17 protein-coding genes, 1 tRNA gene and 1 pseudogene are annotated in these 21,048 nt (G+C 71.4%); 7 read left to right on the top strand and 12 right to left on the bottom strand.

The window, feature by feature from the left end:
* Positions 1 to 136 precede the first annotated feature (136 nt).
* Together JOL79_RS21155 and JOL79_RS21150 are read left to right on the top strand one after the other, a co-directional pair.
* Positions 137 to 295 (top strand): helix-turn-helix domain-containing protein, encoded by a 159-nt coding sequence (locus JOL79_RS21155; protein ID WP_307848649.1) that lies wholly within the window; start codon positions 137 to 139, stop codon positions 293 to 295.
* 102 nt (positions 296 to 397) lie between these two features.
* Positions 398 to 793 carry an OsmC family protein gene (locus JOL79_RS21150; RefSeq protein WP_210157590.1) on the top strand — a complete coding sequence of 132 codons (396 nt, stop codon included), beginning with the start codon at positions 398 to 400 and terminating at the stop codon, positions 791 to 793.
* Between the two features lie 35 nt (positions 794 to 828).
* On the opposite strand, the gene JOL79_RS21145 is transcribed toward JOL79_RS21150, so the two are convergent.
* From JOL79_RS21145 to JOL79_RS21130, 4 genes are all read right to left on the bottom strand, one after another.
* On the bottom strand, positions 829 to 5,022 hold the full coding sequence (locus tag JOL79_RS21145; protein ID WP_210157589.1) for a trypsin-like peptidase domain-containing protein: 4,194 nt from the start codon (positions 5,020 to 5,022) through the stop codon (positions 829 to 831).
* Positions 5,019 to 5,345: a CU044_2847 family protein gene (locus JOL79_RS21140; RefSeq protein ID WP_210157588.1), complete on the bottom strand. Its 327-nt coding sequence runs from the start codon at positions 5,343 to 5,345 to the stop codon at positions 5,019 to 5,021. The genes JOL79_RS21145 and JOL79_RS21140 overlap by 4 nt, the downstream gene beginning before the upstream one ends.
* A gap of 307 nt (positions 5,346 to 5,652) precedes the next feature.
* Positions 5,653 to 5,741: transfer RNA gene (locus JOL79_RS21135), tRNA-Ser, on the bottom strand.
* A gap of 131 nt (positions 5,742 to 5,872) precedes the next feature.
* Positions 5,873 to 8,353 carry a MinD/ParA family ATP-binding protein gene (locus JOL79_RS21130; RefSeq protein ID WP_210157587.1) on the bottom strand — a complete coding sequence of 827 codons (2,481 nt, stop codon included), beginning with the start codon at positions 8,351 to 8,353 and terminating at the stop codon, positions 5,873 to 5,875.
* A gap of 186 nt (positions 8,354 to 8,539) precedes the next feature.
* Between JOL79_RS21130 and JOL79_RS21125 the strand changes: the two genes are divergently transcribed.
* Together JOL79_RS21125 and JOL79_RS21120 are read left to right on the top strand one after the other, a co-directional pair.
* A complete protein-coding gene (locus JOL79_RS21125) occupies positions 8,540 to 9,502 on the top strand; it encodes an NAD(P)H-quinone oxidoreductase (protein ID WP_210157586.1) in 963 nt (320 codons plus the stop codon).
* Positions 9,503 to 9,566: 64 nt separating this feature from the next.
* A complete protein-coding gene (locus tag JOL79_RS21120; protein ID WP_210157585.1) occupies positions 9,567 to 10,082 on the top strand; it encodes a bacterial proteasome activator family protein in 516 nt (171 codons plus the stop codon).
* Positions 10,083 to 10,097: 15 nt separating this feature from the next.
* Here the strand turns inward: JOL79_RS21120 and JOL79_RS21115 are convergent, their stop codons facing one another.
* The gene (locus JOL79_RS21115; RefSeq protein WP_210157584.1) at positions 10,098 to 10,892 is read right to left on the bottom strand and encodes an HAD family hydrolase; all 795 of its coding nucleotides are present in this window, start codon (positions 10,890 to 10,892) and stop codon (positions 10,098 to 10,100) included.
* Between the two features lie 238 nt (positions 10,893 to 11,130).
* On the opposite strand from JOL79_RS21115, the gene JOL79_RS21110 reads away from it, so the two are divergent.
* The gene (locus JOL79_RS21110; RefSeq protein ID WP_041952879.1) at positions 11,131 to 11,334 is read left to right on the top strand and encodes a cold-shock protein; all 204 of its coding nucleotides are present in this window, start codon (positions 11,131 to 11,133) and stop codon (positions 11,332 to 11,334) included.
* An 85-nt stretch (positions 11,335 to 11,419) separates the two neighbouring features.
* Here the strand turns inward: JOL79_RS21110 and serS are convergent, their stop codons facing one another.
* The 4 genes from serS to JOL79_RS21090 all read right to left on the bottom strand — a co-directional run bounded on the left by serS (position 11,420) and on the right by JOL79_RS21090 (position 15,495).
* Complete coding sequence (gene serS / locus JOL79_RS21105) at positions 11,420 to 12,685, bottom strand: serine--tRNA ligase (protein WP_210157583.1); 1,266 nt, start codon at positions 12,683 to 12,685, stop codon at positions 11,420 to 11,422.
* Between the two features lie 97 nt (positions 12,686 to 12,782).
* The gene (gene pheA, locus JOL79_RS21100; RefSeq protein WP_210157582.1) at positions 12,783 to 13,703 is read right to left on the bottom strand and encodes a prephenate dehydratase; all 921 of its coding nucleotides are present in this window, start codon (positions 13,701 to 13,703) and stop codon (positions 12,783 to 12,785) included.
* 86 nt (positions 13,704 to 13,789) lie between these two features.
* Positions 13,790 to 14,209 carry a DUF4446 family protein gene (locus JOL79_RS21095; RefSeq protein ID WP_210157581.1) on the bottom strand — a complete coding sequence of 140 codons (420 nt, stop codon included), beginning with the start codon at positions 14,207 to 14,209 and terminating at the stop codon, positions 13,790 to 13,792.
* Positions 14,210 to 14,223: 14 nt separating this feature from the next.
* Positions 14,224 to 15,495: a glycosyltransferase 87 family protein gene (locus JOL79_RS21090; RefSeq protein WP_307848648.1), complete on the bottom strand. Its 1,272-nt coding sequence runs from the start codon at positions 15,493 to 15,495 to the stop codon at positions 14,224 to 14,226.
* A gap of 196 nt (positions 15,496 to 15,691) precedes the next feature.
* On the opposite strand from JOL79_RS21090, the gene JOL79_RS35850 reads away from it, so the two are divergent.
* Positions 15,692 to 17,887 carry a hypothetical protein gene (locus tag JOL79_RS35850; protein ID WP_372446795.1) on the top strand — a complete coding sequence of 732 codons (2,196 nt, stop codon included), beginning with the start codon at positions 15,692 to 15,694 and terminating at the stop codon, positions 17,885 to 17,887.
* Between the two features lie 544 nt (positions 17,888 to 18,431).
* Here the strand turns inward: JOL79_RS35850 and mptB are convergent.
* The 3 genes and pseudogenes from mptB to JOL79_RS21075 form a co-directional block, all read right to left on the bottom strand.
* Positions 18,432 to 19,124: pseudogene (gene mptB, locus JOL79_RS35845) on the bottom strand (polyprenol phosphomannose-dependent alpha 1,6 mannosyltransferase MptB); the annotation flags it as partial.
* Positions 19,125 to 19,249: 125 nt separating this feature from the next.
* Entirely contained in the window at positions 19,250 to 19,999 is a 750-nt protein-coding gene (locus JOL79_RS21080; protein ID WP_210157579.1) for a glycosyltransferase family 2 protein, read from the bottom strand.
* 4 nt (positions 20,000 to 20,003) lie between these two features.
* Positions 20,004 to 20,354, bottom strand: coding sequence for an STAS domain-containing protein (locus JOL79_RS21075; RefSeq protein WP_210157578.1), 351 nt, complete (start codon positions 20,352 to 20,354; stop codon positions 20,004 to 20,006).
* Between the two features lie 222 nt (positions 20,355 to 20,576).
* Between JOL79_RS21075 and JOL79_RS21070 the strand changes: the two genes are divergently transcribed.
* On the top strand, positions 20,577 to 21,029 hold the full coding sequence (locus JOL79_RS21070; RefSeq protein WP_230985143.1) for a hypothetical protein: 453 nt from the start codon (positions 20,577 to 20,579) through the stop codon (positions 21,027 to 21,029).
* Positions 21,030 to 21,048: the final 19 nt, after the last annotated feature.

Raw genomic sequence — 21,048 nt, 5'->3', positions numbered from 1 at the left:
GCTACGCTATCGCCTGCGGCCACCGCCTGATCTTTGATTGTCAGCACAACACTCGATGATCGCGGTGGCCGTTCCCATCTCTGCCACCAGCCCACACGCAAGATCGCCATCTACGGCTGGAGTACTAGGGGCGGACATGCTTCGGGACACCGACGCCACCGTTGCCACCGTGGCCCGCAAGGTCGGGTACGAGGACTCCTTCGCCTTCAGCGTGGCGTTCAAGCGGGCCCGCGGTGTCAGCCCATCAGTGTGGCGCCGCCAATCCGCCGACCCCAACGCTCTAACCCCCGTCTGAAACGCGACGCCTTCACGCTGCTGTGTTGCCGGTTGGCGGCTGCGACGTGTAGGACGGCTCTTGTCGTCACGTCCGTACGCCTGAGGTGCCGGGAGCCCAATCATGGATGATCGCTTCAACGTGATCGTGAGCGCGGGATCGCTGAGGGAGACGGACGAGCACGCGGTGCATTTCCCTCATCGGTGGACGCCCGAGGGCGTGAGCGTCAGGGCGGACTTCACCGGAGGACATCTCCTTCACCTCGCGGCGGCGGGATGCGTCCTCAACGACCTTTACCGGGAGGCCGCCGCACTGGGAATCGAACTCCTGGGAGTGCGCGTCTCCGCAGCCGGCGGCTTCGATGTCGAGAGCTGGCGGTCAACCGGTCTCACCTACACCGTCGACGTCAGCTCCACAGCTCCAGCCGAGAGCATCGCCCACCTGATCGACATCGTGGACTCCGTCGCCGAGATCCCCCGCGCCATCCGACAGGGTGCCACCGTGCAGAGGATCAGCTGACGACCACGCCAACCCACAAACCGTCCTCTTAGGGGTCAGCAGGGCGCGGCAGGCTGCTGGTCGAGTGCGACCGCCAGGATCCCCCCGGACATGCCCACAGCCAGCCGCAGGCCGTCCCACGCCAGAGCCAGCGCCTGGTGGTGGACGGGCATGACATGGACACAGCGGTTCCGTGTCGGGTCCCACAGGCGTACCGACCGCTCGCCCCCGCCGGCGGACGCCACGCAGGGGCGACCGTTCAGCGTCACGGCCCGGACGCTGCGGACCCAGTCGGTGTGGCCGTCGAAGGTCCGCAACTCGTCCCCCGTGGAGGGGTTCCAGATCCGGACCGTGCGATCGTGGCTCGCGGTCACCAGATAGGGCCTGCCGTTCACCGTGACGGTACAGACGGCTCGGACCCAGTCGGTGTGGCCTTCAAGAGTGAGCAGGCAGCGACCGGTGGTCGGGTCCCATACCCGTGCGGTGTTGTCGTTGCTGGTGGAGGCCACATGGGGGCGTCCGTGCAGGACGAACTCGCACAGGCTCCACGTCCAGTCGGTGTGCCCCCGAAGCGTGCGGATGTTCGATCCCGTGGCAGGGTCCCACAGGCGAATCGTGGCGTCGTCGCCGGCACTGCCCAGGTGGTGACGACCGTCGATCGTGACGGCGCCGACGCCGTTCACTCCTCCTTCATGACCCTCCAGCGTGCGGAGGTGACGACCGGTGGCGGGGTCCCACAGCCGGATCGTCGAGTCGTCGCTGGCGCTGGCGACACAGTCGCGCCCCTCGAAGGTGAACGCGCAGACGCCGTTGACCTCGCCCGCGTGGCCGTGCAGCGTGTGCAACCGTCGTCCGGTGGCGCCATCCCAGATCCGCACCGTCCTGTCGGCGTCCCCCGTCGCGAAAAGCCGGCGGCCCGCCGCCTCGACCGCGCACACCCCCCAGACCCAGCCGTCGTGGCCTCGGAGCGTACGGCGGTGGTGGCCGACGGCGGGATTCCAGACGCGGGCGGTCGCGGGGTCGCCCATGGGCAGGTGTGGGTGCTCCAGTACGACGAGCGTCGCGGCATCGCGGGCGTCTTCCCCCGGTTCGGGGTCGAACGCCGGAATGCCTCTCCGGACGAGGGGATCCCACACGCGCACGACCTGATCGTTGCCGATGCTGGCCAGGTACGATCGACCCTCAATGATCATCTCGCACACGCTCCTGGCCTCGTCGGTGTGCCCGTCGAGCCTGTGCAGGAACTCACCATCAGCCGCGTCCCACACCCGCAGGCTGTGATCCGCGCTCGCGCTGACCAGCATGGTCCCGTCGCCCGAGAGCGCGCAGACGTCGGTCACGCCGCCCGTGTGGCCGCGGAGTACGCGCAGGGGTTGTCCGGTCTCCGGATCCCAGAGCCGTACGGTGTGATCGGCGCTCGCACTCGCCAACAAGAGGCGCCCGCCGCGCGTGATTGGGCAGACGGCCCGCACCCAGTCGGTGTGGCCGCGGAGTACGCGCAGCGGTTGTCCGGTCTCCGGATCCCAGAGCCGTACGGTGTGATCGGCACTCGCACTCGCCAACAAGAGGCGCCCGCCGCGCGTGATTGGGCAGACGGCCCACACCCAGTCGGTGTGGCCGCGGAGTACGCGCAGCGGTTGTCCGGTCTCCGGATCCCAGAGCCGTACGGTGTGATCGGCACTCGCACTCGCCAACAAGAGGCGCCCGCCGAGGGTCAGCGCGCAGAGCCCGTTGACCTCCCCAGCGTGGCCCTCGATCGTACGAAGGAGATCTCCGCCGGCGGCGTCCCATATCCGGATCGTCCGGTCCGCGCCGCCGGTCGCCAACCATGCGCCGTCCGGCATGTGCAGTGCGGTCGTGCTTCTCACTTCGCCCACGTGCCCACGCAGAGTGAGCAGGACGTCGCCGGTGGAAGGGTCCCAGACACGGGCGGTGCCGTCGGCGGCCGCGGTGACCAGACGCGCCTGCCCGTCCTGGGACCACGCGCGGATGTCATATCCCCAATCCGTGTGCCCTTCGAAGAAACCCCACTCCATGAGTTCGGTGGCCGAGGCCCATTGCGCGCGGTATGGCAGCGGCCGGCTGATCCCCCGGTAATTTTCGCCCAGGTTCTCGATGGTTTCCGTGATTCCGAACATGGCCGCGCGGATCGGCGGCGGCTGGTTCGTCGCCTGCGGCGTGAGGCGGAGCAGCCGGGCCCTGCGGCGGCCGGCTGCGCCGGTCGCCGCGTCAGCGGCGGGAATCACGCGTCGAAGATCTGCGTGGAGCAGGTAATCCGAATCGGCGAGCAGTTCGTCGACGGCTTTCGCCCGAACTGCGTGCAGCGGAAGGGCGCGCAGTGAATAGTCGTCGGCGCGATCCCATCCGGCCTTTCTGCCTCGCGCGAGAAACGCCTGGGTCAGGGTGAGTTCATCATGCCGCCGGGCGACCAATTGGGCCCGCGCGTCCAACAGCGCGTCGTTCAGCGCCTGATGGAAGAGGCGGAACACCCTCGCATCCTGATCGTCGCTGGACTCGATCAGGAAGTTCGCCGCGGAGGAGCGGACGAAGCGAGAGAGGTCCTGCTTGGAGATCTTCTCGCCACTGAGCGCGTTCACGGCCAGTCGCCAGAGGTCCAGCGACATGCCGGGCGCCTGGGTGAACGCGAGCGCCGTCAGCACCAGATCCGCGGACACCCTGCCCGCGCCGGGCATCCGCGCCAAATAGCGGAGCAGCACGGAACCGACCTGGGAGGGAAAGGACACCTCCGCCGCGGCCACCGCCTCGGTGTCGTGCAGGCCGTGTGCGCGGGCGACGAGCCCGGCGATCAGGAAATTGGGCCCGGCGAGGCGGGCGATGCGCTCGGCGACGGGCCGTGCCGCCCCCGGGTCGGCGTACGGGTTGCCCGGACGCTCGTGGCCCCTGAGCTGGAGGGTCGCCTGCGTGTAACGGATCAGGTCCTCCTCCTCGAAGTAGTCGTCGTCGAGCCTGACCAACTGAGGGCTGCCGAACTCGCGCAGCAGGTCCCCTTCGCCGTCGTGATAGCGGGTGCCCACCAGGATCCCGATGCCGTCCTCGGCGCAGGTCTCCACAAGCGGGAGGATGATCTGGCCGATGATCGCCCTGGCCTCGGCCGGGGTGGCGGCCTCATCCATGGCGTCGATGATCACGTTGAATCGCCGTCCGTGCCCGCCGAGAACGCCTTGGACAGCGGGCGCCAAGTCTTCTGCACGCTCGGGCGGGACCGCCGAGGCCGCGTGAGCGATCTCGGTCGCCACGTCGAGAGCGGTCTTGCCCTTGGCGTGCACCGCGCAGGACACCGACCCCTCCGGCGCGCGCACGGCGTCGTCGTCGGCGGGTAACGTCGCGCGGAACGACGGGTCGGCCGTGGTCACGATTCGGCCCAGCACGGCTGACTTGCCGGCCCCCGGAGAGCCGGTGACGACCAGAGGGCGCCGTCGCGGAGATGGATGCTCCAGCCAGTCCGCAATCTCCCGCAACGCCCGTGTCCGGCCCTGGAAGCGGTGTCCGGACTCGCTGTCGGCCGACACTCCCCGGGCCCGTGGTCGCCAGTGCCGCGCGCCTTCCGGGTCGCGCTCCAGCGTCCAACCCCATGCTGCCAATGCCTGCTCGCCCGCTTCGGCGGCCGACCACCGGTCCAGTTCGAGAATGTTCTCGCCGTCCAGGCAGCTGTGAACGCGGTGCAAGGTGATCGCCCGGCCGCCGACGCCCGTGTGGCTGGCCTGGGCTACGAGGCCGACCACGGCCTCCAGGTCTTCCGACCACAGCCCCGTGCCACTGAAGCCTCGGGCCAGCGACCGGCCGGGGTCGCAGTCCAGACGGATCCACCCTCGGCCTAGTCCGTCTCCCAGGGATCCGGTGGCCGAGTCGCCGAAGGGGTCCTCGTACGGAAAGCCGAAAGCCCACCATCGGCTGCCTCGGGGCAGGCCGTCCGGACTTAGGCAGCGAATCCGGGCCGCACTCACGCCGGGGGGCACCGGCGCGTCGAGGCGAAGGACGGCGACGTCCTCCAAGGATTCGGGCGCCACGTTCGCGGGGACCGCACGGAACCGCTGCTGCGGCAGGCCATAAGCCAGAGGGAACTCCAACCAGACGGCCTCCCGGACCACCCGGGCGTGGTCTCTGACGACATGCGCGCAGGTCAGGACGCGCCGGTCGTCGATGACCACGCCCGCCCCCATCGGGTAGGTCGCCTCCGGCGAGACGTAGACCGCCGCCACCCAGGGGGTGGAGGCGGGCGCCGTAGTCACTCCCCGGGCCCCTCCGGCCGCTCCGGATCGGGTCTCCACGTGAGGGTTACCTCAAAGTTGCTCTCCGTGGCGGCCTTGGCCACCCACCAGTTCATCGTCCCGCTGACTTTGATGCCGAACTTGAGGGAGATTTCGTCCGGCCGGGTTTCCTTCACCTTCTCCAGCACCGCTCGCGCCGCCTGCACCGCGGGGTCGACCGCCTCTTTGATTCGCCCCACGACTTCCTCGGCGCCAGCCGGATGGTAACCAGGCCCCAGTTCCACTTCGAAACCGACAACGGTTTCGGCATCCAGTTCGTACCTGACGATCTGCTGCACTGTCACCTATCCCGTTTATCCCGGAATCGGCAGAATCGCCGAAGCGCCCGGATTCGGACCGTACGTGTCAGAGACCAGCCTAGGTCGTCACGGCCGAGAACGATTGAAAAGAGCGGAAAGGGGGCGAATCGCGGATTCTCTGAACTTCCCCGATTCCCCTGAGCCGGCCCCGGGTCATCGGGCGAGTTGTTCCGCGTTTGGAGAGACTTAATGGCCGGGTTGCGGGGTCCCCGCGACTACCAACCCCAGTACACGAAGAAACCCCCGAACCCGTAGGTTCGAGGGTTTCCGATGTCTTGCGACATCACATGAGCGGAGAGCGTGGGATTCGAACCCACGAGACCGGTCACCCGGCCTAGCGGTTTTCAAGACCGCCGCCATCGTCCACTAGGCGAGCTCTCCTGGGCGGGCAGGACGCCCGCTGCAGCTTAGTCTCTCATCGCCTCACACCTACCCGCGACCGGAATCCGCCCGTACGAGCCGGCGCCCGCAGGACAGGCTCCGGCTCGTACGGCGGACATGACAGCCCGTGGTCACAGGTGATCGGGGATCTCGGAGAACCGGCGCTCGTTGAGAGCCTGGGGACCCGCGAACCCGTCGCCCACGGAGGCGGCGAGGCGCAGGTAGGCGTCCCGCGTGGCCTCCTGGAGGCGGTCCAGGTCGAACTCCGCGCCCTCTTCGAGGTGGGGGTCGTACGGCACGCGGACGACGGCCCGGCAGCGGGCGGCGAAGTGGGCCTCCAGCCGGTCGAGGTCCACCGTCGACTTCGACCGGGGGCGGACGCTGCACAGGACGACCGTGGCGGCCCGCACCAGATCGCTGTAGTGGTGCGCCTCCAGCCAGTCGAGGGTGGCGGAGGCGGCTCGGGCCCCGTCCACCGAGGGAGAGCTGACCAGCACGAGCTGGTCGGCCAGGCCGAGCACTCCCGACATGGCCGAGTGAAGCAGGCCCGTCCCGCAGTCGGTGATGCAGATGGAGTAGAAGTTCTCCAGCACCAGGGAGACCGCCTGGTAGTCCTTGCCGCTGAACGCCTCCGAGACCGAGGGGTCGCGATCCGACGCGAGGATCTCCAGCCGCGAGGGCCCCTGCGAGGTGAACGCTCTGATGTCCACATACCGCTTGATCTGCGCGCGCTCGTTGAGCAGGTCGCGTACGGTCGCGGACGTCTCCAGCTCCACCTTGTCCGACAGCGTGCCGCGGTCGGGGTTCGCGTCGACGGCGATGACGCGGTCGCCGCGCACCTGCGCGAGCGTGGCGCCGAGGCCCACGGTGGTCGTGGTCTTGCCGACGCCGCCCTTGAGGCTGAGCACGGCGACGCGATGGTGGCCGGTGGCGACCGGGGTGCGGGCGCGGTTGACCAGCTCGCGGCGGCGCCGCACCTCCGGCGGCTCGCCCGGCTTGATCAGCCCCGCCGACGCCTTGTAGACGAGACGCCGCCAACCGGCGGCGGGAGCGTTCCGCCGGCCCCTCAGCAGGGTGACGGGGTCGAGACTGTCGGCGGTCGGCCCGCCCGCCTTGGCGCCCGTCGCGCGGGCCGGTGAGCCGAACGCGCCGGGCGACGGGGCCTGCCTGCGCCGCGGCTGGTACGGCTCCCGCTCGGCGACGGCCTCGCGGTCCGGCTCGGCGCCGAGCGGCGGATCCGCCTCGTACGGCTGTCGCTCGCGGGCGGGGGGTGCCTGCTCGCGCTCGGGGTCCTGGGCGGGCTCCGCGGTGGTCCTCCGCTCCGTGCCGTAGGAGCCGAAGGAGATGTCCGCGGCGTGGTCGGCGGTCAGGCCGAAGCCCCGTTCCCCGGTGGAGCCGAAGCCCGCGTCCCGGTCGGTCTCCGAGCCGCCCGAGGAGCCGCCCGATGGGCCGCCCGTTGAGCCGCCAAACGAATCACCCGCCGAGCCCCCGGAGAAGCCCACAGACGATCCGGTGGGCGAGCCGCCGTAGGGCTGCCACTCCCGCTCGGCCGTCACCGTCGGCTCCGGCTCATACGGCTGGTACGGCGACGAGTGCTCCTCGACGTCCCGCTCCTCGTCCCGGACGGAGTGGTCGCCCGGCGGTTGGTCGGCGGCCGTTGTGGCATCCGACGATTCGCCGGGCTCCTGGAGATCCGAGGCCGGCGTCTCCGCCGACAGGCCCGCCTCCACCTTGGCGATGTCGACCGGTACGGCCGGCTCCAGCCAGCCGCGCAACTGCTGCTCGCCGGTGGTCGCCGAAGACGACGTCTCCTCGGCCTCGTCGCGACTCTCACCACGACCGCCGGCACGGCTGTCACCGCCGCCGTCCACCTCGCCGAACGCGCCGACGCCGTAGGCGTCGGTGTCCGCCGGTGACCGCGAGAACGCTCCACGCCCCTCCGACCGCTCCCCGAACAGCGGGCCGGAAAAGGGCGAGCCGGAGTCGAGGGCTCCGGGAGGCGAGGTGGAGTAGTCGTCGTCCTCGCGCGAGCGGTCGGCGAACGACTCAAGCGACTGCGTGGCCTCCACGGGCGAGGATCCCAGTGACGAGGATCCCGGGGCACGGTCGACGGCGACGGTCGCGTCTCCGGCACGCTCGGCGGCCGGTTCCGGCGCGGCGTCCTCCTCCGGCTCCGTCGCGAACGCCGACCGGCGGCCCTCGTCGGCGGAGCCGGCTCCGGACGCCGGCTCCTTGTCGCCGAAGAGCGGGTCGCGGCCGAAGCCCGGCGTGCCGAAGTCTCTCGTGTCCGAACCGCCGAAGGACGAGCCGCCGAACGACGACCCTCCCAAAGAAGATCCGCCGAACGACGGCTCTCCGTACGACGAGCCGGACCCGAAGGCCGGGCCGTCCTCCCGCGCGGGAGCGTCCTCGACGGCCGGCGAGCCGTACACCGACTCGACGGCACCGCGCAGCAGCGTGCCCGACGTCGACTCGGACGGGACGTGGCTCCAGGGGTCCTTGGGGTACGGCGAGGTGGCCTCGGGCTCGGCGGGCGGAGCGGGGGCCGGCTGGGGAGCGGCGAGCGTCGCGGAGGTCACGGCGCTGACCGCGATCTCCACTTCGTCGGGCATCTCCTTGATCGCGTCAAGCCATGCGAGCTGGTCCTCGAGAGAATGGGGATCCTCACGATCATGTCTCGCCACCGTGTTCCCCCTCGGGATGGGCTAATGGGGTAGCAAACACAATGCAGATTAGCGCCACGTAATACGGTGAATCCGGGCAACCTCTGAGTTCTCCGCCAAGCTACTTTAGGTCACATGCGCGCGATCGTGATTACTGAGCCGGGCGGACCTGAGGTTTTGGCCTGGCGAGAAGTGCCCGACCCGCGTCCGGGCCGGGGCGAGGTTGTCATCGACGTCACAGCCTCGGCCGTGAACCGGGCCGACGTCCTGCAACGGCAGGGGAACTATCCTCCGCCGCCCGGCGCGTCCGAGATCCCGGGCCTCGAATGCGCCGGAGTGATCTCCGAGATCGGCGAGAACGTCGAGGGCTTCTCCGTCGGCGACCGGGTCTGCGCCCTGCTCGCGGGTGGCGGGTACGCCGAGCGGGTGGCCGTCCCCTGGCAGCAGGTCATGCCGGCGCCCGAGGGGATCTCCCTCGCCGAGGCGGCCGGCCTGCCCGAGGTCGCCTGCACGGTCTGGTCGAACGTCTTCATGGCCGCCCGGCTGCGCAAGGGCGAGACGCTGCTGGTGCACGGCGGCGCGAGCGGCATCGGCACGCTCGCGATCCAGCTCGCGAAGGCGTTCGGCTCCCATGTGCTGGTGACGGCGGGTACGGCGGAGAAGGTGCGGCGCTGCCTCGACCTCGGCGCGGACGAGGGGGTCAACTACCGCGAGGAGGACTTCGCGGAACGGTTCCGGGGGCGGGCCGACGTGATCCTCGACATCATCGGGGCCAAGTATCTGGAGGGAAACCTGGCCGCCCTCACCACGGGCGGGCGGCTGGTCGTCATCGGCCTCCAGGGCGGGGCCTCGGCCACGCTCAATCTGGGCGTCCTGCTGACGAAGCGGGCCTCGATCTTCGCGGCCGGCCTGCGGGGCCGCCCGGTGGACGAGAAGGGCGCCATCTGCCGCGGGGTCGTCGACAACATCTGGCCGCTGGTCGGGGCCGGGGCCATCCGGCCGGTCGTGCACGCGGAGGTGCCGATGCGGGACGCCGCGGAGGGCCACCGCCTGATGGAGCAGGGCGAACACATCGGAAAGATCCTGCTGATCCGGTGAGCTAGGTTGGAGCGGGTGGGCACGGAGCATCCGCTGGATCCGAACCAGGAGTCATAAGGGATCAATGAACGCAGACGAGAGCACCCCGCAGATCGTCGTCGTTGGGCCTGAGGGTCTCATCTCCGGCGACGACGGCAAGCAGGGCGAGCAGGAGCGGTCGGTCGCCGAGTTGGTCGAGCAACCGGCGAAGGTGATGCGCATCGGCAGCATGATCCGCCAGCTTCTCGAAGAGGTCCGCGCGGCGCCTCTCGACGAGGCGAGCCGGCGGCGGCTGAAGGAGATCCACGAGAGCTCGGTCAAGGAGCTTGAGGAGGGTCTCGCCCCGGAGCTCGTCGACGAGCTGGAACGGCTGTCCCTGCCCTTCAGCGACGAGAACGGCACCCCGCCGAGCGAGGCGGAGCTCCGGGTGGCGCACGCGCAGCTGGTCGGCTGGCTGGAGGGCCTGTTCCACGGCATCCAGACCACCCTGTTCGCGCAGCAGATGGCCGCCCGCGCCCAGCTTGAGCAGATGCGCCGCGCCCTGCCGGGCGGCGTTCCCCAGGACGACCAGGGCCACCGGGGCGGCGGCCCCTACCTGTGACGGTTTAGAAGTCCACTAGAACAGCGTCTCCAGCACCCGGGCCACCCCGTCGTCGTCGTTGGCCGCCGTGACATGATCCACGGCGGCCAGCACGTCGGCGTGGGCGTTCGCCACGGCGTACGAGACGCCGGCCCAGCTCAGCATGGGCAGGTCGTTCGGCATGTCCCCGAACGCGATCACCTCGGCCGGCTCGATGCCGCGCTCCTCTGCCAGGACGGCCAGCGCGGAGGCCTTCGTCACACCGTGGGCGCTCATCTCGATCAGGGCCCGGCGGCTGGAGTGGGTGGGGGTCACCAGCTGGCCGACGAGCCCGTGCACGAGAAGCTGGAGATCGTCCGGGTCCATGTACGGGTGCTGCGCGAGCAGCTTGGCGCACGGCCGGGCGATGAGCGCCGCGGTGGGGGTCTCCCGCCCGGTCGGCCGCCGGGAGTCCCAGCCTCCGGGTGTGAATTCCGTCTCATGGGCGAAGCCGCCCTCGTACTCGACCGCGAACCGCAGGCCGGGCACACCGTCCCGCAGGCGGCCTACGCACTCCCGCAGCACGTCCGGGGCGATCAGATGGGCCTCCACGATCTCCTCGCTGTGCAGGTCGTACACCAGGGCGCCGTTGGCGCAGATCGCCAGCCCACGGTGCCGTACGGCCCCGGCCACGGTGTGCATCCAGCGGGGCGGGCGGCCGGTGACGAAGACCAGCGTGCCGCCGGCCTCCTCCACCCTGGCGAAGGCGGCGGCCGTACGTGGGGAGATCGTCCCGTCGGCGCGCAGGGCGGTGCCGTCGAGATCGGTGGCGACGAGGCGGGGGCAGGTCATGAGAGTTCCAGTCTGTACCGATATGGGTACGTCCCAGGCCCGCGACCATCCACAGATCGAGAAATCTGCCGCGGACGTGGAACACCATGGGGCTACATAGTGTTAGATGTGAAGGCGTTGTATTAGCTGTTCCCGTAGCGAAAACCAGCTTGACTGTATGAGCCACCCGGGGAGCTGTGCGACACACCCGGGGTCCACGAGGTGTGGTCCCCAAGATTCATCCTTAGGGAGAGCAGTAATGGCTCAGGGAACCGTCAAGTGGTTCAACGCTGAGAAGGGCTTCGGCTTCATCGCACCGGACGGCGGCGAGCCGGACGTGTTCGTGCACTTCTCCGCGATCACCGGCTCTGGTTACCGGAACCTCGAGGACGGCCAGCGGGTCGAGTTCGAGGTCATCGCGGGCCCGAAGGGTCCGCAGGCGTCCAACGTTCGCGGTCTCTGATCTGACCTGACGCGCCGAAGGCGGGGTTCGCATCGCGAACCCCGCCTTCCGTGCTGTCCGGGGTGGAAACCGCGGCCCGCGGGCCTCAGCGGGACACCGGCTCCAGGACGTCGAGCCCAACGTACGGCCGCAGCGCCTTGGGCACCACGACCGAGCCGTCCGCCTGCTGGTGGTTCTCCAGGATGGCGACGATCCAGCGGGTGGTGGCGAGGGTGCCGTTCAGCGTGGCGACATGCTGCGGCCTGCCGTCGGCGTCGCGGGTGCGCACCCGCAGGCGGCGGGCCTGGAAGTCGGTGCAGTTGGACGTCGAGGTGAGCTCCCGGTAGCGGCCCTGCGACGGGATCCACGCCTCGCAGTCGTACTTGCGCGCCGCGGACGTGCCGAGGTCGCCCGCCGCCGTGTCGATGATCCGGTACGGCAGCTCGACCTTGTCCAGCATCTCCTTCTCCCAGGCGAGCAGCCGCAGGTGCTCCTCGTGGGCGTCCTCCGGCCGGCAGTAGGAGAACATCTCGACCTTGTCGAACTGGTGCACCCGGATGATGCCCCGGGTGTCCTTTCCGTACGAACCGGCCTCGCGGCGGAAGCAGGACGACCATCCGGCGTACCGCAGCGGCAGCGAGCGCACGTCGAGGATCTCGTCGGCGTGGTAGGCCGCGAGCGGCACCTCCGAGGTGCCGACCAGGTAGAGGTCGTCCTCGGGCAGCCGGTAGATCTCCTTGTCGTGCGCGATGTGGAAGCCGGTGCCCTGCATCGACTCCGGCTTCACCAGGACCGGCGTGATCATGGGGGTGAAGCCCGCCTCGACCGCCTGCTGCATGGCCATGGTGAGCAGCCCGAGCTGGAGCCGGGCGCCGACGCCCTTGAGGAAGAAGAACCGGGCGCCCGACACCTTGGCGCCGCGCTCGATGTCGATCGCGTCGAGCAGCTCGCCCAGCTCCACGTGGTCACGCGGGGTGAACTCGAACGCCGGCTTCTCGCCGACCTCCTCCAGCACGACGTAGTCGTCCTCACCGCCGGCGGGAGCGCCCTCCTCGACGATGTTGGGCACCGACATGAGCAGCTCGTCGAGCTCGCCGCCCAGCGTCTCCGCCTCCGACTCGGCGGCCTTGACCTGCGCCGCCAGGTCCTTCGCCCGGTCGAGCAGCGCCTGCCGCTCGTCGCCGGAGGCGCGGGACACCGACTTGCCGATGTTCTTCTGCTCGGCGCGGAGCGACTCGAAGCCGGTCAGCGCGGCACGGCGGCGCTCGTCCAGGGCGAGCAGGGCGTCCACGACCGAATCGTCCTCACCGCGGGCGCGCTGCGACGCCCGGAGACGATCGGGGTCCTCACGAAGGGTGCGCAGGTCAATCACGGATCAAAGGCTACCGGAGCCGGTACGGCTCCCGCCCATCACACGCGATCCGCCCGGACCGGACCTGGCAGAGATTCCCGAACCCTAGATCCTCTGATCAGGCGCCGCCGGAACGGATCCGGTCGAGCCAGCTCGCCGCCTCGGCGAATTCGGACTCCGACATGCCCGGCCCGATCCGCGGCCGGCCCCGGTCGGCCCGGGGATAGCTGCCCAGGAAACGCACGTCGAGACAGCGCCGGTGCAGGGCCGCGATCGCCTCCCCGACCCTGGCGTCGGCCACGTGGCCCTCGCAGTCGAAGTGGAAGAAGTAGTGGCCGATGCCGTCGCCTGTGGGACGCGACTCGATGCGGCTCAGGTTGACCCCGCGGACCGCGAACTCGCTCAGCATCTCCATCAGGGCGCCGGGATGGTCGTCGCGCAGGAAGACGACCAGCGAGGTGCGGTCGGCGCCGGTGGGCTGGGGCAGCGACCCGGGACGGCTCACCCGGACGAACCGGGTCACCGTGTCGGACCGGTCGCCGATGCCCGAGGCGAACTCCGCCAGGCCGTAATAGCCGGCCGCGACGGCCGGGCTGATCGCCGCGTCGTACGGCGAGCCGGCCGCGGCGACCTCCTGTGCGGCGGCCGCGGTGGACGGCCAGGCGACCACGTCGGCGTCGGGGAACTCCCGTTCGACGTATCCCCGGCACTGGGTGATGGCCGCAGGGTGGGAGATGATCCGCTTGATCTGCCACGACTCGGTCCCCGGCCGTACGAGCAGGGAGAACTCCACGGGCAACAGCAGCTCCCCGGTGATGAGGAGCGGCACCCCCCGGGCCAGCTGGTCGAGCGTCTGGGTGATCGCCCCCTCGACCGAGTTCTCCAGGGGGACGACGGCGCCGTCGGCGGTGCCGTCGCGGGCCGCGTCGAGGGCAGCCCCGACGTTGGCGCAGGCGAGGCTCTCGGCGTCCGGCGCCAACCGGCGCAGGGCGGCGTCGCAGAAGGTGCCCCGCGGGCCGAGATACGCGAGCTTCGACATGCCCACCAGACTATTCGCACAGGCGGCCGTTCTCCGGGTGATCCGGGTGACCTGAATGGGTTGAATAGGCTGGGTCGCGCCCGCCGTCAGCGACGGACCCGCTGGGGCTCCACCTCGGGGCCGATGCCGAGCCGGGCCGCCCTGACCGCGTGCTCCTCCTCCGGGGAGAGCGGTTGCAGGCCCTTGCCGCCGCTCACCGGTCGTACGTAGGTGCGGGTCTCGGTCCTGCCGTTGATCGAGGTGAGCACGATGCCGTCGCCGAACCCGTTGATCAGGGCCACCGAGAACGACAGCCGCCCGGTCATCTCGTCGAGCGCGTCGTATCGGTAGACGGCGACGTCGCGGATCGCCCTGCTGTCCATCGCGCCGTCGAAGGCGTCGCGGCGGGCGAGCGCGTCCATGCACTCCTCCACCGAGCCGCGGGCCCGCCGTAGCATGACCAGCCCGATTGACAGGCCGGTCACACCGGACAGCGTCCCGGCCATCACCAGAACGGTAATCAACACGGCACCGAGCGTAATCAGTCGGGCAAGTCGGCGTACGCGGAACGGGAGATCTGGGGACGGTCCGCCACGCGCCGGGGCAGCCAGGACCCGAGAATCCACACGAGGGCGACGGCGCCGAGACCGAAGCCGTCCTGGACGATCTTCCCCACGACCGGGCTGAGCACGGGGATCTCCAGCGCCTTGATCGACACGCCCCACCACGGCACCGGCAGCACGTAGAAGAGCCAGACACCGGCGGCGACCAGCGACCTGACCCGGTCCCGTCCCGTGCCCGCGAGGGCGGCGACGACGATCACCACCCAGGCGATGTGGTGGATCCACGCGACCGGCGACAGCAGCACGGCCATCAGACCGGTCAGCGCGACGGCGGTCATGGTGTCGCCGGACCGGTGGGCCCGGCGGGCGGCGCGGAAGCCGTACCAGCCGATCACCGCCACGGCTGCCAGCCAGATGACGGCGGTGAACGGGCCGGGCAGGTAGAGCCTGAGCAGCATGCCGCGCAGCGACTGGTTCGTCGTGGCGGCGTTGGCGCCGAGGCGCTCGGAGTCGAGGAGAGCGCCGAACCAGTAGTCCCGCGCGTCGTCGAAGATCACGAGGAACGGCAGCACGGTGAGCAGCGCGGCCGTTAACGCGCCCAGGAAGAACGCCCGCCGCGACTCCCCGTCGCCGCCGCGCCGGGGGAAACCGGTGATCGCGAGGTAGATCAGGAACACGCCGGGGGTGAGCTTCACCGCCGTGGCGATGCCGATCAGCATTCCCCTGGGCCACCTCGGCCGGCGGACGACGCAGTCGAGCAGGCACAGCAGCAGCAGGAAGAGATCGACCTGCCCAAACCTGACCTGATCCCTGATCGGCATCAGATAGGCGCAGGCGGCGGTGAGCAGCGCCAGTGCCGGCGGCGCCGCCCATCGGCCGGGCAGCGACCGCAGGAGCGGGCGGAAGGCGCACCCACCTGTGACCACGAGGGCGGCCACGATCCCCGCCGTCCACACCCACTGCGCGGCCGGCCACGACATCTCGGCGAGCGGCACGGCCAGCATGGCGGCGACGGGCGGATAGGTGAACGGGAGGAGCTGCGGTGCCGGAGTGATCACGCCGTAGACCGGAAGGCCGGTCAGCAGGGCCCAGCCGCCCGTACGGTAGACGTCCAGGTCGACCAGGCGCTGGTCGGCCGGGTTGGTCAGCCAGTAGTGGACCAGCGGCGCCACGGCCGCGGCGATCGCCAGCAGCGCGAGGGCCCAGGCCCACGCCGGTGGCCTGCCCGCGGTCGTCCGGCCAGTCGTCACGAGCAGGCAGGTTACCGTGGACCCTGTCCCCGACGTCGGCCCAGACGTCCCGTCACGAGCGAGGAGCCGGACAACCGTGCCAGCCGAGAGTGGTGCCCACCGCTCACCGGGCCGCCCGTCGCCAGGCCGCCCCACACCGCCCCGGCCCGCCCGAGGCCGCGCGTACGCGCGGGCGGTTTTCGCCGCGGTGCTCGCCGTGGGAGCCCTCCTGGCAGGCGGCCTGACGGGCGTCGCGGCGCCTGCCGAGGCCGCGGCACGGCCCGAGGGGCGGGTGATCGTCATCGGCGTGCCCGGCCTGCGCTGGGACGATCTCGACCCGGCCCGCACGCCCAACCTGTGGAGCCTGGCGGCCAAGGGCGGCACGGCCTCGCTGTCGACGCGGGTGGTCCCGCCCGAGGGCCTGCCGGTCACCTGCCCCGCGGCCGGATGGCTCACGGTCTCGGCCGGTCAGCGGGCTGCGGCGCCCGGCACACGGTGCGGTCCCGCGCCCACGCCGGTGGCGGCCCCGGACGGCTCCGCCACCGTCCCCGGCTGGGCCGAGCTGGCGGCCCTCCAGCGATCGAGCCCGTTCCGGGCCACTTTGGGGCTGCTCGGCCGTACGGTCACCGCGGCGGGAGGCACAGTGGCCGCCGCCGGGCCGGGGGCCGCGCTCGCCGCCGCCGACGGGTTTGGCCGGATCGGGAGATACGCGCCCGACGTGTCCGGGCTGCCCGACCTCACGCCGTACAGCCTCGTGATCGCCGAGGCGGACGACATCACCCGGGCCTGGACGGGCGCGGCCGCCTCCGGGACGCCCGGGGCGGCCGATGGGGGAGGCGATCTCGCCGGTGCCGCGCGCCGGGCGGCCGTCGCCGCCGCCGACCGGACGGTCGGGCAGGTCCTGGCCCGGGTGCCCGCCGGGTCGACCGTACTCGTGGCCGGGCTGGCCGACTCGGGATCCACCGCGCACCTGCACGTCGCGGTCGCCGCGGGCCCGGGAGGCGCCGGACTGGGGGGCGCCGGTCTGGGAGGCGCGGGCGGGGCGCGGGAGCCGTACCGGCCGGGGTCGCTGACCGCGCCGTCGACGCGGCAGGAGGCGCTGGTCACCCTCACCGACCTGACCGCGACGGTCACCCACGCGCTCGGCCTGCCCACTCCCCAGGGCGTCGTCGGCCGGCCGTGGGAGAACGGCGCGGCCGCGACGTCCGGACGCGCCGCGATCACCCGGCTTTCCGACGCCGATCTGGCCAGTCAGGTGCTCAGGCAGGTGCGCGAGCCGTTCTTCGTCGTGCTCGTGGTGGCGCAACTGCTCTTCTACGCGCTGGCGTCGGCCGTCGTCCGGCGGCACCGGCGCATGCTCACCGCGACGCGGGTGGTCGCGGTGGTGAGCGCCGCGCTCCCGGTGTCGACGTTCCTCGCGCAGCTCGTGCCGTGGTGGAGCTTCGCCCACCCGATGCCCGCCGTGCTGGTGACGATCCTGGCGTTCGCCGGGCTGATCACCGCGCTCGCCTTCGCCGGTCCCTGGCGGGGGAGCGTCCTCGGGCCCCCCTCGGTCGTCGCCGGGGTGAGCTCGCTCGCCCTGCTCCTCGACGTCATGACGGGCTCTCACCTGCAGGTCAACGCGGTCACGGGATACGAGCCGGTCACCGGAGGCCGCTTCTACGGCTTCGGCAACATGGCCTTCGCCACCTACTCCACGGGGACCCTCCTGCTGCTGGCCGGGGTCGCGCACGCGTTCGGACGCCGCAGGCGCGCCGCCGTGGCCGTCTGCCTGGCGTACGGGCTGCTGGCGATCGTGGGCGACGGCTGGCCCGGCTGGGGGGCCGACTTCGGCGGGGTGCCGCCGTTCGTGGTGGGTCTGGCCGTGTTCCTCCTGCTGCTGACCGGCCGGCGGGTGTCGGTCGCCCGTCTCGGGCTGATCGGGGTCGGCGGCGCGGTGTTCATCGCGCTGATCGCGGTGGCCGACTGGCTCCGGCCCGACGAGCAGCGGACCCATCTCGGCGCCTTCGTCCAGCAGGTCGTCGACGGCGAGGGCGGCCTGGTGGTCGGCCGCAAGCTGAGCGCGATGATCCACAACCTGGGCAACGGGTGGCTCACGGCGCTGTCGCTGGTGGCGCTGGCGTTCCTGTTCCTCGTGCTGTCCCGCCCGTCGCGGTGGGGCGCCTCCGCGCTCAGTCTCGCCTACGGCCGGGCTCCCGAGTTGCGCGCGGGGCTCGTCGCGGCGCTCACCACCGCGCTGGCGGGCTTTCTGCTCAACGACTCCGGGATCGCGATCCCGGCGATGGCCCTGACGGTGGCCGTACCGCTGACTCTCGCGGCGTCTGCCCGGGCGCTGGAGCTCGGGTCGCCACCGCCCACCAGATCAGGCATGCAGTCAGCGCGAGCAGGAACGCCGGCACCGCCAGCGACCTGACCACGCTGACCAGCCATTCCAGGTCGGCGGGCTGCCCGGCCTGACGCGCCGGGAGATACGCCAGGGAGAGGGCGGTGAGCCGGGCCGTCAGGAAACCGTCCAGGCCTGTGGCCGGGACCAGCGCGACCAGCGCGAACGCCAGGCCGTCATACCAGGGCAGGGCGTACGGCGTGGCGAACAACCAGGCGGTCGTGAGGGCGAGGGCCACTCCGGCGCCCGCAGGACCGGTTGAAGGCGCCGCGTGCCGTCCGGGGGCGTCGGCGTCCCCCGGCGACAGCCGCCGCAGCAGCAGGACGGCGAGCACCGCCATCAGCAGCAGCGAGCCGATCTGGATCAACGCGTGGTACGACCCCGAGCTGATCGACTGGGCGGCCCGCTTCACGAGCATCCACGGCGTGGCCAGGGACACGGTTTTGCTGGCGTCGAGCACCTGGTCGAGCGCGTGGGGCCCAGCCAGCCAGTAGAGCGTGACGACGGTCGCCGTCGCCGACACGGCGACCAGGGCCAGGCGTCCGGGCTGGCGCCGCAACTCCCAGGCGGTGCCCAGGGCGACCAGACCTGCCGTGACCTTGACGGCGACGCCCAGCCCGAGCAGCACGCCCCGGCGGGCCACCAGCCCGCCCACCACCAGGGCGATCGCCAGGGTGTCGAGGTGCATGCCGGCCGCGAGCTGGTAGAGGAGCAGCGGGTTGACCGTCCACAGCAGGGCCGCCCTGGCCTGCCGTACGGGATCGTCCCGGGTGGCCCGGTGGAGCACCAGGGCCGCGGCGACGAACGCGACGAGGTTGGCCAGCTCCAGTGCGAAGACCGTCAGCCGCAGCGAGTCGCCGCCCACATGGGCCGCGAGAGACTGCACGATCGTCGCGACGGGGCCGTACACACTGGGTGTGCCGCGCCACTCCTCGACCCGCCCGATCAGCGGGTCGGCCGGCAGGTCAGCGGCCACGGTGACGTACGGGTCGTACCCGAGCGCCGCCATCCGTCCGTACGCCGCGTAGTTGAGGTGGTCGGAGGAGCCCGAGGGCGGCAGGAAGGTCAGCACGGCGGCCGCCAGGCACCCGGCGAGGAGCAGCACGCGAGGCCGGGGGAGCCTGCCGGGCACCGCGAGACCGGCCGCCAGACCGGCGCCGCCGAGGATGATCGCCACCGCTCCCAGCGCGACGACCAGGTGGCCGCCGGGCGCGAGCCCCAGCGAGTACGGCGGCTGCCAGGGCGCGCCGGGCAGCTCCGGGACCATCGCCGATGGGCCGAGGAGCCCGATCGTGACCGTGCAAAGGATCGACAGGGCACCCGCCACCGTCGCGGCCCGCGACAGAAGACGCTGCGGCTCTGCGACGGCAGGCGTGGACGACCTCGGTAAGGTCACGAGCGCGGTCGGGGGCGCAGCGCGTCCCAGCCCTGCCGGACGGCGGGCTCGCGGGCGGCCAGGGCGAGGCCGACGTCGCGGAGCTGCCGGGCCCGGTGCAGCTGCGACCGCCAGTCGGTGCCGGTCGCCCGGTGGGCCATGTCGACCTCCACCTCGACGATCCGGAAACCCTTCCTGAGCAGGTCGACGGTCATGCCCGTCTCCACGCCGAAGCCGTGGGCGAGCGGCCTGGCCGCCTCGAACGCCGCCCGGGTCAGGCACCGCTGCCCGTTGAGAGGCTGGGTCGCCGACCAGCCGGTCAGCCGCTTGATGCCGTCGCGGGCCAGCCGCACCACGGCGCCGTGACCGCCCAGCTTCACCCGGGTGGCGAACACCGCGATCGTCATGTCGGCCGAGCCCGTGCGCACCGGCACGATCAGCTCGTGCGCGGCGCCGGCCGTCTCGCCGAGGTCGGCGTCGAGGAAGAGCAGGTTGCGTGCCTTCTCCTCGTCGAGGAGGCGCACGGCCTCCGCTCCGCTCTCCATGGCGGCGGCCTTGCCCTTGTTGCGGCTGTGCCGCACCACCCTGGCCCCGGCCGCCCTGGCCGCCCGGCCGGTCTCGTCGGCCGAGCCGTCGTCGACCACGACCACGAGATCCACACCGGGCAGCTTCAGGGCGGCCGAGACCGTGGCGGCGATGCGCTCGGCCTCGTCCTTCGCCGGGATCACCACTGCGGTGTCCGGCTCCGGGACCACAAGCTCACCCATGCGGCTAGCCCTGCGGCTCAGCCGTGAGCAGGTCGTCCGGCAGGGTCTCGTGCACGGTGAAGACCGAGTCCAGGCCGGTGACCTGGAGGATCTTCCGTACCGCCGGCCTGGGCGCCGCCACTTCGAGCACGCCTCCGCGCTCGCGCAGCCGCTTGAGCGCCGACAGCAGCACGTTCATGCCCGTGGAGTCGCAGAACTCCACCCCGGACATGTCGATGACCACCCGATCCGGCTCGGTTTCCAGCAGGCGGGTGAACTCCGCCTGCAGCCGGGGAGCGGTGTACAGATCGATTTCGCCGGCGACGGCCATGACGGCCTGACCGGCGTGGGATTGCGTCGCGACTTTGAGCTCCACGAGCCGCACACTAGCGCCGTACCGGCCCCGGGTCACGTTCCAGCGGAATCGTCGAAGAGTCGTCCGCGCTTTGTCCCCGATTCCGGCCTCACGCAAACGGCGAGTGCGCGAAGCTTGACGCTATGCGACGCCGGCTTGCCGGATGGAGGGCCCCGGAACCTCCGCGTCTTGGTCGTCACTTCGAAGAGGAGGGCGGGCGCCGAGCACAGTGGGCCCGACAGCATGATGAACAGTGATTTCTTCGAGGATCCACACCGGCAGAGGCTGCGGGAACGGCTGGAGGCCATCCAGGTCCGCACCGAGAAGGCGTCCTCCTGGCGTGAGGCGGCCGAGCCGCTGCGGAGCCTGATCAACCGCGAGGGCTACGTCCCGGTGACCGCACGGCTGGCCGTCGAGGATCTCGACTTCCTCACCGAGGCCCGCGAGGAGCTGCTCGGCTTCGCCGAGCTGGGCATCCGCCTGCTCGACCTCCATCAGCCCAGGGACGCGGGCGGCATCTCCAGCGACCCGGCCAACCCGATCCTCCGGTGCCGCAGCTGCATGTGGCGCTGGCCCTGCCCGACGTTCCGGGCGATGGCGGAGGCGTTCGCCGACCGCGAGCGCGACGTCCGGCGCGAGCCCGACGTCGAAGTGCCCGCGTGGCGCGGCCAGCTGGAGCACCAGACCGACCCCTGAGCTCGGCGCGTCCCCTGCC

The organism is Microbispora oryzae, assembly GCF_017896165.1.
Classification (GTDB): domain Bacteria; phylum Actinomycetota; class Actinomycetes; order Streptosporangiales; family Streptosporangiaceae; genus Microbispora; species Microbispora oryzae.
Note: the sequence above shows the minus strand (reverse complement) of the source record. Positions and strands in the feature narration are given on the sequence as shown.

Bases quoted from the DNA above. Each gene is read 5' to 3' on its own strand.
- JOL79_RS21155 (WP_307848649.1), top strand. From the start codon at position 137: ATGCTTCGGGACACCGACGCCACCGTTGCCACCGTGGCCCGCAAGGTC.
- JOL79_RS21150 (WP_210157590.1), top strand. From the start codon at position 398: ATGGATGATCGCTTCAACGTGATCGTGAGCGCGGGATCGCTGAGGGAG.
- JOL79_RS21130 (WP_210157587.1), bottom strand. From the start codon at position 8,353: ATGCCCGACGAAGTGGAGATCGCGGTCAGCGCCGTGACCTCCGCGACG.
- JOL79_RS21125 (WP_210157586.1), top strand. From the start codon at position 8,540: ATGCGCGCGATCGTGATTACTGAGCCGGGCGGACCTGAGGTTTTGGCC.
- JOL79_RS21120 (WP_210157585.1), top strand. From the start codon at position 9,567: ATGAACGCAGACGAGAGCACCCCGCAGATCGTCGTCGTTGGGCCTGAG.
- JOL79_RS21115 (WP_210157584.1), bottom strand. From the start codon at position 10,892: ATGACCTGCCCCCGCCTCGTCGCCACCGATCTCGACGGCACCGCCCTG.
- JOL79_RS21110 (WP_041952879.1), top strand. From the start codon at position 11,131: ATGGCTCAGGGAACCGTCAAGTGGTTCAACGCTGAGAAGGGCTTCGGC.
- pheA (WP_210157582.1), bottom strand. From the start codon at position 13,703: ATGTCGAAGCTCGCGTATCTCGGCCCGCGGGGCACCTTCTGCGACGCC.
- JOL79_RS21080 (WP_210157579.1), bottom strand. From the start codon at position 19,999: ATGGGTGAGCTTGTGGTCCCGGAGCCGGACACCGCAGTGGTGATCCCG.
- JOL79_RS21070 (WP_230985143.1), top strand. From the start codon at position 20,577: ATGATGAACAGTGATTTCTTCGAGGATCCACACCGGCAGAGGCTGCGG.